The 15,158-nt window shown below is 54.6% G+C and carries 17 protein-coding genes; 4 read left to right on the top strand and 13 right to left on the bottom strand.

Features of this window, described 5'->3' with window-relative positions:
• Window positions 1–9 precede the first annotated feature (9 nt).
• Genes HS105_09655 through obgE form a run of 6 tightly spaced genes read right to left on the bottom strand, consistent with a single transcriptional unit; the run spans window position 10 to window position 3,601 of the window.
• On the bottom strand, window positions 10–741 hold the full coding sequence (locus tag HS105_09655; GenBank protein MBE7516856.1) for a ComF family protein: 732 nt from the start codon (window positions 739–741) through the stop codon (window positions 10–12).
• Window positions 738–1,091 carry a TraR/DksA family transcriptional regulator gene (locus HS105_09650; protein ID MBE7516855.1) on the bottom strand — a complete coding sequence of 118 codons (354 nt, stop codon included), beginning with the start codon at window positions 1,089–1,091 and terminating at the stop codon, window positions 738–740. Before HS105_09650 ends, HS105_09655 begins: the two co-directional genes overlap by 4 nt.
• Window positions 1,088–1,531, bottom strand: coding sequence for a 23S rRNA (pseudouridine(1915)-N(3))-methyltransferase RlmH (locus HS105_09645; protein ID MBE7516854.1), 444 nt, complete (start codon window positions 1,529–1,531; stop codon window positions 1,088–1,090). Before HS105_09645 ends, HS105_09650 begins: the two co-directional genes overlap by 4 nt.
• Window positions 1,528–1,953 carry a ribosome silencing factor gene (rsfS, locus tag HS105_09640; protein ID MBE7516853.1) on the bottom strand — a complete coding sequence of 142 codons (426 nt, stop codon included), beginning with the start codon at window positions 1,951–1,953 and terminating at the stop codon, window positions 1,528–1,530. Before rsfS ends, HS105_09645 begins: the two co-directional genes overlap by 4 nt.
• Window positions 1,953–2,594, bottom strand: a complete 642-nt coding sequence (nadD, locus tag HS105_09635; GenBank protein MBE7516852.1) for a nicotinate (nicotinamide) nucleotide adenylyltransferase — start codon at window positions 2,592–2,594, stop codon at window positions 1,953–1,955. Before nadD ends, rsfS begins: the two co-directional genes overlap by 1 nt.
• On the bottom strand, window positions 2,591–3,601 hold the full coding sequence (gene obgE / locus HS105_09630) for a GTPase ObgE (GenBank protein MBE7516851.1): 1,011 nt from the start codon (window positions 3,599–3,601) through the stop codon (window positions 2,591–2,593). Before obgE ends, nadD begins: the two co-directional genes overlap by 4 nt.
• A 131-nt stretch (window positions 3,602–3,732) precedes the next feature.
• On the opposite strand from obgE, the gene HS105_09625 reads away from it, so the two are divergent.
• Window positions 3,733–5,628, top strand: a complete 1,896-nt coding sequence (locus HS105_09625) for a chloride channel protein (protein MBE7516850.1) — start codon at window positions 3,733–3,735, stop codon at window positions 5,626–5,628.
• 964 nt (window positions 5,629–6,592) lie between these two features.
• Here HS105_09625 and rpmA read toward each other — a convergent pair.
• The 3 genes from rpmA to hpt form a co-directional block, all read right to left on the bottom strand.
• On the bottom strand, window positions 6,593–6,874 hold the full coding sequence (rpmA, locus tag HS105_09620) for a 50S ribosomal protein L27 (GenBank protein MBE7516849.1): 282 nt from the start codon (window positions 6,872–6,874) through the stop codon (window positions 6,593–6,595).
• 19 nt (window positions 6,875–6,893) lie between these two features.
• The gene (rplU, locus tag HS105_09615; GenBank protein MBE7516848.1) at window positions 6,894–7,166 is read right to left on the bottom strand and encodes a 50S ribosomal protein L21; all 273 of its coding nucleotides are present in this window, start codon (window positions 7,164–7,166) and stop codon (window positions 6,894–6,896) included.
• Between the two features lie 115 nt (window positions 7,167–7,281).
• Complete coding sequence (gene hpt / locus HS105_09610; GenBank protein MBE7516847.1) at window positions 7,282–7,857, bottom strand: hypoxanthine phosphoribosyltransferase; 576 nt, start codon at window positions 7,855–7,857, stop codon at window positions 7,282–7,284.
• Between the two features lie 100 nt (window positions 7,858–7,957).
• Between hpt and HS105_09605 the strand changes: the two genes are divergently transcribed.
• Together HS105_09605 and deoC are read left to right on the top strand one after the other, a co-directional pair.
• The gene (locus tag HS105_09605; GenBank protein MBE7516846.1) at window positions 7,958–8,746 is read left to right on the top strand and encodes an RpiB/LacA/LacB family sugar-phosphate isomerase; all 789 of its coding nucleotides are present in this window, start codon (window positions 7,958–7,960) and stop codon (window positions 8,744–8,746) included.
• Window positions 8,747–8,859: 113 nt separating this feature from the next.
• The gene (deoC, locus tag HS105_09600) at window positions 8,860–9,654 is read left to right on the top strand and encodes a deoxyribose-phosphate aldolase (protein ID MBE7516845.1); all 795 of its coding nucleotides are present in this window, start codon (window positions 8,860–8,862) and stop codon (window positions 9,652–9,654) included.
• On the opposite strand, the gene HS105_09595 is transcribed toward deoC, so the two are convergent.
• From HS105_09595 to HS105_09585, 3 genes are all read right to left on the bottom strand, one after another.
• Window positions 9,648–10,799: a TonB family protein gene (locus HS105_09595; protein MBE7516844.1), complete on the bottom strand. Its 1,152-nt coding sequence runs from the start codon at window positions 10,797–10,799 to the stop codon at window positions 9,648–9,650. The genes deoC and HS105_09595 overlap by 7 nt on opposite strands.
• Before the next feature lie 10 nt (window positions 10,800–10,809).
• Window positions 10,810–12,420: a hypothetical protein gene (locus HS105_09590; GenBank protein ID MBE7516843.1), complete on the bottom strand. Its 1,611-nt coding sequence runs from the start codon at window positions 12,418–12,420 to the stop codon at window positions 10,810–10,812.
• A gap of 141 nt (window positions 12,421–12,561) precedes the next feature.
• Window positions 12,562–13,323 carry an ATP-binding protein gene (locus HS105_09585; GenBank protein MBE7516842.1) on the bottom strand — a complete coding sequence of 254 codons (762 nt, stop codon included), beginning with the start codon at window positions 13,321–13,323 and terminating at the stop codon, window positions 12,562–12,564.
• A 111-nt stretch (window positions 13,324–13,434) separates the two neighbouring features.
• Here HS105_09585 and HS105_09580 point away from each other — a divergent pair, with 111 nt between their 5' ends.
• Window positions 13,435–13,893, top strand: coding sequence for a hypothetical protein (locus HS105_09580; protein ID MBE7516841.1), 459 nt, complete (start codon window positions 13,435–13,437; stop codon window positions 13,891–13,893).
• Window positions 13,894–13,917: 24 nt separating this feature from the next.
• Here HS105_09580 and HS105_09575 read toward each other — a convergent pair whose 3' ends face one another.
• Complete coding sequence (locus HS105_09575) at window positions 13,918–15,153, bottom strand: replication-associated recombination protein A (GenBank protein ID MBE7516840.1); 1,236 nt, start codon at window positions 15,151–15,153, stop codon at window positions 13,918–13,920.
• Window positions 15,154–15,158 lie beyond the last annotated feature (5 nt).

Below are 15,158 nucleotides of genomic sequence, written 5' to 3'. Positions count from 1 at the left end.
AGAGCGGTCTTAATTCAGAACGGCGCGTGCGAGCGTGAAAACATTGACGCTCGCCGCGCCTGCTTTTTTGAGAGCGGCGGCACAAGCTGACGTCGTTGCTCCTGTTGTAAAGACGTCATCTACGAGAAGAATATTTCGGCCCGCAATGAGCTTCGGCCTTACGACATCGAACACATTATTGAGAGTCAATTCGCGGGCCTTGCGATCCATGCCGACACGGTGAACTGGCGTGTGCCGCGTCCTCGAAAGGGAATGACCGTCTATCGGCAGGTCAAGCATCTTTGCCGCGATCCTTGCAATAAGCAATGCCTGATCGAATCCGCGCTCGAGCAGTCGCTGCGATGAGAGAGGCACGGGCATAAGGAGATCGATATTCGTGAAAGGCAATGTCGCGGAGCAGCTTTCGATCAAGTTCCGTAAATGCTTCGGAATATCCGGATATCTCTTTAAGTGATTGATCGAAGCTGCCAAAGCGAATTCATGAACGCCGATAGCCTTTGCATGGTCAAAATGCTGCTCATCGCATCTATGACAGCGAACAGCAAGCGGGCCGCCTTGTGTGCCGAGCAGAGCCCCGCATTTGCCGCACAGGATCTCGTCGCCGCTAAAGATGTGCGTCTGCCGCCAACAATCGCCGCAAGCAACGCCGTCATCAGAATTTTCGATCAATTTGCCGCAGATCTTGCAGCCCTGAGGGTATAGAAGGGAGATCGCCAAGTCTCTGGCTCGGTCAAAGATCATTCTTCGTCAAGCAGGCCTTGCTCCAACAGTGCCTGACAATCAAGACAATATCGTGCCCAAGGGATCGCGCCGAGCCGTTTTGGATTAATGGCCTTTTCACAGTTCTGGCATTTGCCGTATTCTTCATCCGCGATGCGTACAAGGGCCTCGTCTATAAGTGTCAACTGACGGCTCTCGTTCTCGGAGACCGCGAGCATTACATTCTTCGAATAATTGCGTACCGCAAGATCGACCGGATCCGGCGTTTCCGAATCATCGATCGACAGGTCGTTCCCTTTCAGCTTATCGATCAGTACGGCACGCTCATGATGAAGCTTTTTGGTGATCTCTTTTACATTCAATTTACTCATTTTTGATACGGAAAGCCCTTTATTATCGTAAATGCCCTATATAATTGCTCCGCCAAGATCACACGAGCCATCTCGTGCGTCAATGTGAGAAACGATAAGGATAACCTATGGTCGGCACGTTCGGCAACCGCAGCAGAGACCCCTTCGGCACCACCGATGATAAACGTCGTTTCCTTTCGCCCGTCCGTCTGCCAGCGTTCGATCAGTTGAGCCAGTCCGTGTGATGTATATTTCTCGCCGTTAATATCCAAAAGACAGACGGCGGATGTCGAGCCGAGGCGTTCCAAGATGCGTTTGCCTTCAGCTTCGGGGCCGCCGCCGTCGCGAACTTCGGTTACCTCGCACTTGGCAAAATGCGAAAGGCGCCGCAGATAATCGGACTGCAGCGCCTCAAAATGCCTGTTACGGGTCTTGCCGACCCAGAGAAAACGCAGTTTCATGTAATGTCGATCTCGACCTTTCGAGCATCGCGCCACAGACGGGCGAGGTCGTAGAACTCTCTCGCGTCGCGATCGAAAAGGTGGACGATGAAGTCGCCGTAATCCAGCAGGATCCACTCGGCGGTATTGTATCCTTCGATTCGGAGAGCACTGACGCCGCATTGTTTCTTTAGCTGTTCAGATATCTCGTCGGCGATAGCCTGCACTTGCCGCTGATTGCTTCCGCTTGCAATAACGAAGAACTCCGTAAAGCTTGCTATTTCGCGCAGGTCGAGGCCGACGATGTCAATACCTTTCTTTTCGTCGATGCACTCGATCGCAAGTCGGAGTGCGGGATCAAGCGATTTGAACGATGTTGGTTTTGCGGCGAGTTCAATGCGGGCTGTGCTGTGTTGGAGTGATTTCTCCTGAATTTCTTCCATTACTTATAGATCCGATACTTTTCAATGTAGTTTACAACGTTTGCCGGAACATCGCTACGCCACGACGCGTCATCGCGGCGCACCTTCTGCCTTATCTCGGTCGCTGAAACGTCCATGTTCACAAGGTCCGTGAAGTAAACGTGCAGGCCGTTCGAAAATTGCAGGTCATCAAATCCTCGAAGGTCGATGATCCGATCGCGCACCTTATCCGAGACGTGGGCGGCGGCGAGTTCTACGCCCGGCCTTGTGACAACAAGTATGTTCACCATTGTCAGCACTGTCTCCCATTCCCGCCACGTCCTGATGTCACGCCAAGAATCCGCACCGATCACAAAAAAGACCTCTTCGGGCGTCGTCGATTCGAGAATGCGGGTCAAGGTCTCGAGTGAATACGGACGTTCCGGAGCCTCGATCTCCATCCGCGAAACGCTGATCCCGGGATCAGCCTCGGTGGCCAGACACAGCATTGCATAGCGATCGTAAGCCGATGTCGGCTGAAGCCGTACCTTATGAGGTGCATGAAATGCCGGTACAAGCACCACGGAATCGAGCGGCGTGTGCTGCAGCAGTTGCCGTGCGACCGCGATATGGCCGTTGTGCACCGGGTCGAACGAGCCTCCATAGAACGCAGTGATTTTCATCGGTCTTCTTCCGGCCTGAAGATACGGTCGGCCACTGCGGTCATCAGTTCTTTGATGCCGCGATTTGCGACCGATGAAATTGCGAAGAATCGGCGCTTATCCTTTTTGACACGTGCCTTCAGGTTCTCAAGGCGTTCCGGGTCATCTAGCGAGTCGATCTTTGTGGCGACCACGATCTGCTCACGTTCGGCAAGGTTAGCATCATATTTCGCCAATTCGCGGTTGATGACCTCGTAATCACTGACCGGGTCGCGGCCCGACAACGATGAGATATCAACAAGGTGGAGGATCAGCTTTGTGCGTTCTACGTGACGCAGAAATCGATGGCCGAGGCCCGCACCGTCCGATGCACCTTCGATAAGCCCGGGTATATCGGCAACGACGAGCGTACGGTAATCGCCCATATCCACAACGCCGAGATTTGGTTCTAGAGTCGTGAAGGGATAATCGGCGATCTTTGGTTTTGCGGCCGAGATCACCGAGATCAAAGTAGATTTGCCGGCGTTCGGATAACCGACGAGGCCGACGTCGGCGATCAACTTCAGTTCGAGTTGGAGTTCGCGTTCCTCGCCGGGGCGACCGTCGTAATGAAATTTTGGTGCCTGTCGAGTCGCAGTTGCAAAGTGAGCGTTGCCCCAGCCGCCCTTGCCGCCCTTTGCTGCAAGGTATCGCTGGCCCGGCTCCGTAAAATCGAAGAGCAACTCATCGGTCGCGGCATCGAACACCTGCGTACCTACAGGAACACCGACCGTCGTGTCAGCGCCGTCTTTTCCAAAACGATTCGAGCCTTCGCCGTGCCGGCCACGCTCTGCCTTGTGTTCGGGGTTGTAGCGCAGATGGAGCAGCGTGTTGAGGCCCTCTGACGATTCTATCCAGACGCTGCCTCCGACACCGCCGTCGCCGCCCGAAGGGCCGCCGCGAGGCACGAATTTCTCGCGCCGAAAGGCCGTTACGCCGTTGCCGCCGTCGCCGGCTTTGACTCTTATCTTGACGCGATCAAGAAACATCCTTCCGAGTGCAATTCTATTCGCGGGCGGCAACGGTTAACAAATGCGGCAGCACGATTCGTGCTTTTAGACCTGCATCGGAGGTCCAAAGATGATATTTTCGTTTCTTTGAGTATTCAGGGAGGGGGAAAATGACAGATGGTACCGTTGCGGAAAATACGGGGTTTTGGACACGCTTTGAGAATTCAAGTGCCGCTGATCTCGGTGACTTCACTACAAAACGGCGGATAATTCGCATCTCGGGCCTCGCGATCGTAATTGGGACCGCAGCGGCAGGCATCGCATGGCTCTTGCTGCGGTTAATTGCATTCTTTACAAATGTCTTCTTCTATCATCGGTTGAGTTTCGAAAGTGTCTCTCCGGCTGGAAATACGCTTGGTTGGCTCATCATCTTTGTGCCGGTTATTGGCGGCGTGATCATCGGAATAATGGCCCGGTACGGATCGGAGAGGATCAGGGGCCACGGAATTCCCGAGGCTATTGAGTCGATCCTTTTGAATGGCAGCCGAGTCCAGCCGAAGATCGCATTGCTGAAACCGCTTTCGTCCGCTGTCTCGATCGGATCTGGCGGGCCGTTCGGAGCGGAAGGTCCGATCATTATGACCGGCGGTGCGTTCGGCTCGATGATCGCACAGTTCTTTCGGCTTACAAGTTCCGAAAGAAAAACTTTACTTGTAGCTGGTGCAGCCGCCGGAATGGCCGCGACCTTTGGTGCACCGATAGCATCGGTGCTGCTGGCAGTCGAACTGCTGCTGTTCGAATGGAAGCCGCGAAGTATGATCCCTGTCGCTCTTGCCTGTGCCGCGGCTACGACGGCACGGCGATATCTCCTCGATCCTGCGCCGCTGTTTCCGGCGGGCCCATTCCCGGGATTTGTCGGGTTTGACGGACTGTTGGGGTGCGTCGTTGCGGGCGTGCTTGCCGGAGTTCTCTCGCTTCTGCTGACGAAGGGCGTGTATGCATCGGAGGATGCATTTGCCAAGCTTCCGATCCATTGGATGTGGTGGCCCGCTATCGGTGGCGTTGCGGTTGGTGTCGGCGGCCTGATCTTTCCGCAGTCCTTAGGTGTCGGTTATGACGTGATACGCGGTTTCCTCCAAACCGAGGCGCCGATCAAGGTCCTTATGGGCGTGCTTATTGTAAAGTCCTCGATCTGGATCATTTCCCTCGGTTCAGGTACATCCGGCGGCGTCCTAGCCCCGTTACTGATGATGGGCGGAGCACTCGGAGGCGTTTTGAGCGGCATCTTGCCTGCAGAAGGCGTCGGGTTTTGGCCTCTTGTCTGTATGGGTGCGATCTTAGGCGGTACAATGAGGGCCCCGTTCACCGGTATCGTGTTCGCATTGGAGTTGACACACGACATCAACATGCTTCTTCCGCTGCTTACTGCGGTAACCATCGCTCACGCATTTACCGTTCTGACGCTTGGCCGTTCGATCCTTACAGAAAAGATCGCTCGGCGTGGTTATCATATGAGTCGGGAATATTCACTCGATCCGATGGAGATAACATTTGCACGGGAGGTTATGCGTACTGATATTGACGCCTTGCATGAGGGGCGTACGAATAAGGAGTTGGCTCGATTGATATCATCAGACCTCTCCGATCGAGTCCAACATATGTACCCGGTTGTGGACGCGGACGATAGGTTGGTAGGTGTCGTAACCCGCCGCGACCTACGCGCTGCTATCCAAAGAGCCGACCGCGACCCGAACGGGCGGCTCTCTGAGATCACGCATTACGATCCGCAGGTGGTCTTTGATGATGAACCGCTGAGGCCGGTCGTTGAAAGGATGGCAGCAACGGGCATTACGCGGTTTCCGGTTGTTGATCGCGAAGATCCGACGCGATTGCTTGGCACGATCTCGCTCAATAACCTGCTTTCGGCACGAGTGCTGCACCTCGAGGCCGAAACCCGAAGGGAACAGGTGCTGCAGCTTCCATCGGTATTGGCCATGGCGAAGGCCCGTGCAAAGTCCGCCCGAGGCAGCGAGCAGAAGGATGATCATGATGAAGACGGCGCATAAAAACAAAAGCGTTGATCTTTTCAATTGCTTGAAAAGATCAACGCTTTTGTTTTTTCCTTATTCACCTTTGGGCATCGATTCCGAAGACTCGCGTACCGGCGGGGCTAAGGGTGTGGCAAATGCCCTTGTACATAGGGCACTTGCCTGTTTTTTATTCCGACGACGCTCTGCGGGGAGCTTTTGATCGCCGGCCAGCACGAAGAATAAAAGCGAACTTAGATCCTTTCTCTCGTTCGCACCGCAAGGATGCTGTCGAGGTGCCGTTAGGTTTTTGTTTTGGTGGCTTTTCCTCCACCGCCGGTTACGTCCCCGGCAACGAGGCTCGCGTATGCTGCGAACAGGTTTCGCGAGCGACTTTTGTGCACCTTTCGAGCTGATCATTTCTCGCAAGGCGTCTCAGGTTTTTATCCCTGTGACATTAGATCAGGCGATCCGCCGAAGCGTCCTGCCGATCGAGAACTGTCTAGCGGTTCTCAGCACAAGCCTTTCGGCTTCAACTCCGGGCGTTTCAAACGGTGGCTTCCGCTCCTGCCGTCTTTCGAAGAGATGCGTCGCCGCAACCCATCCACCTCCCGGTGCTGGTCAAAGTACCCGTGAGCAACTTCGACTGTATGGACATAATAACCCGGAAAAAACGGAAGTCAAGTAGAAAATACTTTAACTCTAGCCCGTATTTACGGGCTTTCTGTGGAAAACCTGTGGATAATGGTGTGTACGGATCGCGGCTCGGCAACGGCGTTCTCAGCTAAGGCTAAAAGACAGTGTCAATTACATCCGACGAAGTTTTCCACAGGCGGAAAATTTATGCGAGAGGGTGACCGTGAAAAAAAAGAAAAAAAAGATCTCAGCGATCAAGTTTTGTTCCGAATTTTATAAAATTCGTTCTCAGGACCATCGCTTTTTAGCAGGAAATACAAAGAGGCCGCCGTTTCAGGCAGCCTCTCGAAAAGAAAAAATACAGCAATTACGCTGCCGGTGCGAGTTCCGGAGCGCCTTCGACATAGACGCTAATGAATTTGCCCTTACGGCCCTTATCTTCGAACTTAACAAATCCTTCGATCAGAGCGAACAGCGTATCATCCTTGCCGCGCCCCACGTTGTTGCCCGGCTTCCACTTGGTGCCGCGTTGGCGTGCGAGAATATTGCCGCCAAGGACGTGCTGGCCGCCGAATTTCTTCAATCCGAGCCGTTGAGCATTTGAGTCGCGTCCGTTGCGTGATGAACCTACCCCTTTCTTATGTGCCATAACTCTAGTTTATCAACGATCAGTCGATCGTTATTTCCGTAAATCCTTGCCTGTGCCCCTGCTTACGCTTGTATTGCTTGCGGCGTTTCTTTTTGAACACGATGACCTTATCGTCCTTACCGTGTGATACCACCGTTGCCTTCAGCGTAGATGCACCGACCTTGCCGTCAGCAAAAAGCGTTTCGACATCGACCTTCGTTCCGGCTTCTGCTTCGATCTTCGGGACGCGAAGCGTCTGTCCGCTTTCGACCGCGAATTGCTTGCCGCCCGTTCTTATGATCGCGTAACTCATTTCTCTGTTAGCTCCTGTTCGACAGGCACATGTCGAGTGCCATGGTCGAAAATATCAGATTATACGGATATAGCCGTATGCGGTCAAGAGAAGGAATAAAGGTTTTCCCCGAATTTTACGCCTTGGACGGGTCGGTAACGATCCCGACGAACGGCAGGTTCCGATAGCGGCCGGCGGCATCAAGGCCGTAACCGACGACGAATTTATTCGGAATGACAAAGCCGGTGTAATCGACAATAAGTTCTTTCTTTATCCTAGGCTCAGGCTTATCAAGGAAAGTCGCTATCTTGATAGACGCCGCGCCGCGCGAACCGAGTATCTCGATCAGCCTCGTTAAGGTAAGTCCGGTATCGACGATATCTTCGACCACAAGCACATGTTTGCCGCGGATCGGATTTGAAAGATCCTTCAAGATCTCAACGTCGCCGGTAGAGACGGTCCCGTCCTTGTATGATGATACGGACATAAAGTCGATCGTCAGCGGCAGGTCGATCACACGCATAAGATCGGCGAGAAAGACGCACGATCCCTTGAGAACGCTGACGAGAACAAGTTCTTTGCCTGCATATTCTGCGGTGAGTTGTGCGCCGAGTTCGCAAATACGCTCGTTGATCCGTTCCGCACTGTACAATATTTCGAAATTTGGGTTGCTAAACTCTGTTGACACGGCCTGAGCGAATTCTGAGGTCATGTTGTTCCTCGCTGTTTGAAAGAATCGAATTTTGGAAATACTATTTCAAACAGAGAAGCGTTTCAAGTCCGGTGAGCAAGAACAGCTTTTTGGCCTGTAAATGAACGAAACTGATAGTGAGAAACGAGATCGCGTCCGTGAGCTTGTGCGTCAAGTGTTAGCTGCCGTTCCGGGTGAAGCGAGAACCTCGGTTGAGCCTGAAGCACACCCGCCGCAGCATATTGTTGTAAATTCGCTGCGGGATAGGGCCGAACGTGAATGGGAGCGCGACGAATCGTCAAAAACTCTGATCACGGAGAATGACCTTCGAGGGCTTGAAGAAGGATCTCGCGTGCGTGTCGCCGCGGATGTGAAATTCACGCCGCTGGCAAGCGATCTGGTTCGCGACCTGAATATCGTGCTGATCCGCAAGCACCCGCGAAGCTCAGGTATAAAGGTGCGTTCGGTGGCGATAGGGTGCGACCACGGCGGTTTTAAGTTCAAGGAACAGCTTAAGGTCTTTCTTGGCGATCTTGGCTTGAATGTGCGTGATTTCGGCACCGAGACCGAGGATGCGGTCGATTATCCTGACTTTGCACACGCGGTGGCCCGTGCGGTCAGCGGCAAGCAGGCGGACGTCGGGATCATTATTGACGGTGCAGGCATCGGGAGTGCAATGGCAGCGAACAAAGTTCCGGGCGTGCGTGCGGCGCAGGTATACTCCGTCGCGCTTGCGAAGAATTCGCGAGAGCACAACGGAGCGAATATCTTGACGCTCGGCTCCGGGCAGAATTCGTTCGAGGAGGTCAAGGCTATCGTCGAGGCATTTCTTACCACCGAAATATCGGAGGAGAGGCACAAGAAGCGCGTAGGCAAGATCGATGCGATCGATAGGCAGTACCGTTCGTGATAAAATGACCTTACGGATGGTTTAAGTAGGATGACAAATGCGGTGAAGTGATGCAGAAAAATGCCGATTACAACCAGCTGATAGACCAGATCACCGACATGGTGATGGCAAAAATGTCGGGCGAAGAATCGTATCCGACGTTCTGCCGTGCCGATGTTGAACGCATTGTCGATGCGGGTGCCCAGCGGATCGGCATCGTTCTTGGCGAAACCGCGACCGCTCGCGATTGGGCAAGCCTGATCGATCACACGCTGCTCAAACCCGAGGCTTCATACAAAGACATCAAAAAGCTTTGCGAAGAGGCCGCACAATACGGCTTTGCGTCCGTTTGCGTTAATCCCGCATGGGTCAAGCAGGCAGCGGAGTTCCTAAAGGGAAGCGGCGTGCCTGTATGCACAGTGATCGGCTTTCCGCTTGGCGCGACCCTGCCGGACGTTAAGGCGTATGAGGCCAGGCGGGCGATCTTTGACGGAGCCCGCGAGGTTGATATGGTGATCAACGTGGGACAATTGAAGTCCGGCGATGACTGCGCCGTCGAAGACGACATTCGTGCGGTCGTCAAAGCGGCTCACGAAGCTCACGTCCTTTGCAAGGTGATAATTGAGACAGCTCTGCTTACCGATGACGAAAAGGTACGCGCGTGTATCGCATCTAAGAATGCCGGTGCGGATTTTGTAAAGACCTCTACCGGCTTTGCAAAGGGCGGTGCAACAGCTCACGACGTCGCTTTGATGCGTCGAACCGTTGGCGAATCACTTGGCGTAAAGGCATCGGGCGGCGTAAAAGGCATCGGCGACGCACGGGCGATGTTCGAAGCCGGAGCGACACGCATCGGGGCTTCGGTTGGAGTCAAGATCGCGCAGGAAGCTTCAGGTCAAAAGGTAACTGCCGGTACGAGTTCCTACTGACGAAGCTTGAAGTTGAACACAATGTAGCCCGTCGCTTTTACGGCTTTGCCGTCAACGATGATCGGCTCGAACCTTGACCGCCGCACTGCCTCTTCCGCCGAGTTGCGAAGCGTGCCCGGGCCGCTGACCGCTTTTATCGAGGTCGGTTTGCCTTCCTCGTCCAATGTGATCTCAACCTTAACTTGGCCTTCGATACGCATCAATTTATCGGTACTCGAGTAGTTCGGCTGAACGAGCCGCGTGGCGAATAGGTTCAGCGGGCCGATATCCACAGGCCCCACAACGGCTTCCGGCTGCTTTGCGGCAACCTGCTTAGGTGCCTCGACCTTCGCGGGCTCAACCTTTGCAGGTTCAGCTTTTACAGGCTCGGTTTTTGCGGACTCGGTCTTCGCGGGCTCTGCTTTTACGGCCTCGGTCTTTGGAGCAGGAGCCTTTTCCTCAGCGGACTTCATCTTGGCGACCGCTGCGGCTGCGGATGCATTCTTCGGGTCGATGGCGAATGCCTTTTCGTGATCGGCATTCGCAGCTTTGGTATTTCCTAGCTTTTCATATACGGCGGCGCGTGCTTCCAAATTCACGGCACTTGGAAACAATTCCACGGCTTTATCAAGGTCGGTGAGGGCGAGGTCAAGAATTTTCAGACGTACGAACGCCGTTGCCCGCATAATGCGAAGCTCTGCATCTGCAGGATCAATGTCAATGGCATGATTGAGATCGCTCACGGCTTGATGAACCAAGCCTTTCTCTAGATTCGCGGCGGCGTTCTGCTTGTATGTTTCCATGGGTACGGCCGGTTTTTCAGGCTCGGTCACAGTAGCGGCATTTGCATTTGGCTTTTCGGCGGCAGGCTCGGTGCGTTGTTTGATCGCACCTATCAGCTGTCCGTTCGCTCCCGTGGTGCTAAGCTCGCGCTCGATCTCGGGCGTTAATGCAAAGGTGATCCCGCGGTCTTTTACCGCATCGGCGAGGATCTTATTCTTCTCGGTGATATCGGCCTTTTTTGATCTGAGGGCGATCAGTATATCGGCAAGGCTAAGCTGCTGCTGTGCAAATAGCGGAGTTAAGCATCCTGCCGCAATTACAAGCAGAATAGGGATCAGGATCGGTGTTTTCGAACGGCGGGTGAATACAGTATCGGGGCTCATTTAGGTTCTCCTAATTATCACGAAGAAGATCGTCAACCGTCAGCTTTTTGGTCTTTTCCGGCTTCGGTTTGTCCGTCTTTTCAGGTTTTGTTTCGGCAACAACAGGCCGTTGTTGGTTCTTCTGGACCTCCGGCTTTCGCTGCGGGCGGGTATCGGCGGCCGCTGAATTATCGGTTGTCGGGTCTGCTGTCTGATATGAAACGGATGTTACCGGATCAGTACCGGACGTTGGCGGAACGTCGGTCCGTTCTTGGGACGGCATGGCGACCTCCGTCGTGACGCCGCTGCCCGCCGATGAGTACGACAAAAGGCCCCAAGCACCGCCGGCAAGAATAAGCACCGCCGCTGCGGCAGCCGCTGCCAAAGCCTTGCCTTTGCCCGAGGGCTTCTCTTCGCCGTCGGCCCAGACCGCATCGACCGGCTCTTTGGGAACGATAGTCTCGGCGACAGGCTCGGGCGTCGTAACGACGGTTTCGAACGGTGCCGCTTCTGCCTCGTCACTCGATCGCTCAGGCTGCGACGGCTCGGGATCAGCAGAGGCCATGGGTTCTTCGACGAACGTCTGCTCGCCTGCGGCCGCAAACAGCGGATCGGCGGCGAGCACTTCCTCCATAGACGGAGAATTGCTAACCGCGGCGACAGGGATCTCAAGCAGATCGAGATCTTCGTCGGCAAGGTCAGCGAACGAAATGTTCGCCCGATCTACCGGCTGTGTTTTCGGTGGGGACTCGGGAACTTTCGATACGGTTGCGGCAGCAGGAGCCGCAATAACGGCCGACGCGTTTCGCACGGCTTCGATCGCTTGGGCGACCGAGCTGAAACGGTCCTCGCGGCGTATCGCAGCCATTCTTGAGATAACATCCGACAGGTCGGCAGACCACGAAGGTTCGGCCGCGCAAAGCGGAACGAACGGATCGGGATTGCCGTCCATAAGTTCGAGGCTCCGAACGAGCGGGTCGGGCGGCGGCGAACCGGTCACGATCATATATATGGACGCAGCGAGCGAATATAAGAGCGACCGTTCATCACGCGGCGATTCGAGCACCTCGATCGCTGCGTCATCATAGGTACGCGAAAGAGCGTTTTGCGTTACGATATCGATGCCTAACCAGACCGATTCGAGCGGAAGATACGGCGAAGGCTTTTGCAGGCCGGCTGATGAGATGCTCTTCAGGCCGCTCGGGGCACCGAAAAAGACGAGGCTTATGGTACCGCTGCCGGAACGTCGAAGGTGATGCGGCGTTATCACGATGTTGTCAACGCCGCCCTCGCGTTCTATCAAACGGCAAAGTGCGATAAGGAGGTCGGCAAAGGCTCCTTTCGGGTCGCTCATCAGATCATCTGCCGATGCACGAGATCCCGAAGCGTCCGCTGCCAGATATTCGTAATTATTTTCGGCAAAACCGCCTCCGATCCCGACGATTCCGTCGGTCTCCTGAGCTTTCAGCGCCGAAAGCCGGGTGCTGAACGACTGCGGCTCAAGACTGGCAGATTCGTGTAAGAGAATATTGTGTTCAAGGTCGTTGTCGTAGGCGTCGTAAAGCTGTCCTCGATCGACCTCGATCAGCGGGGCGATTATGCGAAAGCGGTTCTTTTGTAGGGTTGTATTAGCGGGAAGCATAGGCGTTAATTTGGTAGGAAGGGATGGACCCTCGTCAAGTATAACAATATTGAACGGAAAAATACAACAAGTTTTTACACGGATGTTTACGTTGTCCTTTTACGCCTTTGAGGAATTGCCGCCGAAACGTGTATCAGCAAACTATGCGAGTTTGCGGCGGTGGTCGTTGCCTGTCATCGGCACCGTTGCGCACATTTCGTATAGGCGGGAGCGAACAGGCACGCCGATCCGGTCTTCGAGTATCTCGATCCGCGGATCAGTGCGTTCGTCGAGGAAATTTGTTGTAAAGATCGTCGCCTTCTTGTCGTTGTAGCGAGTGTTGATGATGTGATAGAGGGTGTCCATCACCCAGTGGGTAGGCTTGGCGGCGCCGAGTTCATCGAGCAGGAGCACATCGCAATCAAAAACATTGCCGAGGATGCTGTCTTCCGAACTGTCGGTTCGCGGGTTATATGAGTTCTGTATCTCCTTGAGCAGAGTGCCGAATTCATAAAAGCGGCAGGAGAAACCGCGTTCAGCGATGAGTTTGATGATCGAGACTGCCAAGTGGGTCTTTCCGACGCCGACGCTGCCCATGAACAGGAGGCCGCGATCGACGGCGGGAAATTCGCGTGCGAAGGTCTCGGCCATCTTGAGTGCATGGCGTTGCGAAGCGGTCTCAGGCTTGAAGTTGTTGATATGGCATGAAGCGTAGCGTTTTGGGACGTTCGCCTTGTCGATACCGTCAGTAAAAAGGTCCCGCTTACGGCAGCTGCACGGTTTCGCACCTTTGCCGGGTATGACGATCATTCCGACGCCGTAGCATTGGTCGCAGAGGGTCTGGTCGGGTGCGATCTCGGGCATCCGGGGCCTTTCGTTCGTGCGTGTCGTTATATCGACAACCTTTTTTTCATGCTTTGGCATCGAGTGTTTCGGACGGCAGACACGACAATGTTAGCATGGCGGTTCTTTAATACAAAAAGGCGGCTGATCGCCAACTTTTCGTTATGTTATAGTCTATTGGCACCAGGATCTATGAGCTTGATACGCAGTGTTTTGATAAAGTTCGGTCTCAAAGACCTTTCGGCTGACAGGGCGCCGATCAGCGTAATGCTGCTTGATGACGATCATCGGCGGCATCGCTGGTTCGAGAAGCGTTTCGCAGGCGACGGTCTTGACATCGCAGAAACGGTCGAGGAGGCAAAGGCGCTGCTTGAGGGCAAGACATACGACGCGATATTTCTCGATCACGATCTGCTGCCCGAGCACTACGAATCGAACGACCACGACGACTACGATCGTACTGGCTTTGCGGTCGCAAAATGGCTTGCCGAACGCTCAGATCTTCAGCGGGCGGCGACGATAATCGTCCACACACGCAACGCGGACGCTGCGATCCCTATGGTGCGTACGCTGCGCGCGACCGGCCGCAATGTCGAATACTGCGCATTCCCGATGCTTGACCTGAAGATCAAGCATTACTGGAAGCGCTGACCGCGAAAAGCCGTCAAATTCGGCCTATCGAAGGTATTTCTTACCGCGTAACTTCTCCGGCAGAAGGTCGTTTTCCGGATCATTGCCTTCATCCTTGCCGTAGCCGAGTTCTTTCATAAGTTTTGTCGGAGCGTTGCGGATCTTCATCGGGACAGGAAGGTTGCCGAAGCGTTTCACATCATCGAGGGCCGCATCGACAGCGTCGATAGCGCCTCTGTCCTTTGAAGCGCGGGCAAGGTAAGCGGCGCCGTGGGCCAAGTTTATCCTGCATTCGGGATAGCCGATGGTCGTAACGGCCTCGAAGACCGCGTTCGCGACGACCAATGCCGTCGGCTGTGCAAGGCCGATGTCTTCGCTTGCAAAGATGACCATGCGGCGGGCGATGAATTTCGGGTCCTCGCCGGCGTCGATCATTCGTGCGAGATAATAAATTGCGGCGTCCGGCTTGCCGGCGCGCATCGACTTGATAAAGGCCGAGATGACGTTGTAGTGTTCTTCGCCTTTCTTGTCGTAACGCAGGAACTTCGACTGCAGCGTTTCTTTGAGAGCGGCGAGATCGACGATGTTATAGAGACGCGCGGTGTTCTCGATCATTGTAATGGCTTGGCGTGCGTCGCCGTTCGCCATTTCGATAAGCCATTCTTTCGCTTCCTTGTCGAGATCAAAGCCGGTGCGGTCGATGATCGCGGACATATCGGCATCGCTTAGTTCGTTGAGGACAAAGACTCGCATCCGCGAGAGCAGTGCCGGTATCACCTCGAAGCTCGGGTTCTCGGTGGTCGCGCCGATGAGAACAAGCTCGCCGCTTTCGACGAACGGCAGCAAAAAGTCCTGCTGAGCCTTGTTAAATCGGTGAATCTCGTCAAGAAAAAGTACGCGGACGCGGCCGCGCGACGTGATCGAGCTGTCATCGCGGTGCATTTCGTTGTCGCGCTTGTCGATCTCGCTATCGGTGAAGAGATCGCCCGAAAGCGCGTCTGCGGCCTCGCGTTCATCTTTTTCCGTACGCCGGACGATCTTGCGGATGTCGTCCTTACCGGCTGAGACGGCGGAAAGCTCAAAGAACTCGGCGTTTAGCGCATTTGCGTAGATGCGTGCGAGCGTTGTCTTTCCGGTGCCGGGCGGACCCCAAAGGATGAAAGAGAAGACGTGTTTCTCTTCGATCGCGAGCCTGAGCGGCTTGCCTTCGCCGACAAGGTGTTCCTGCCCGACGTATTCATCGAGCGAACGCGGGCGGATCCTGCTGGCGAGTGGTTCCATTGTAT

This window comes from Chloracidobacterium sp., assembly GCA_015075585.1.
Taxonomy (GTDB): Bacteria; Acidobacteriota; Blastocatellia; order Pyrinomonadales; family Pyrinomonadaceae; genus OLB17.
Note: the sequence above shows the minus strand (reverse complement) of the source record. Positions and strands in the feature narration are given on the sequence as shown.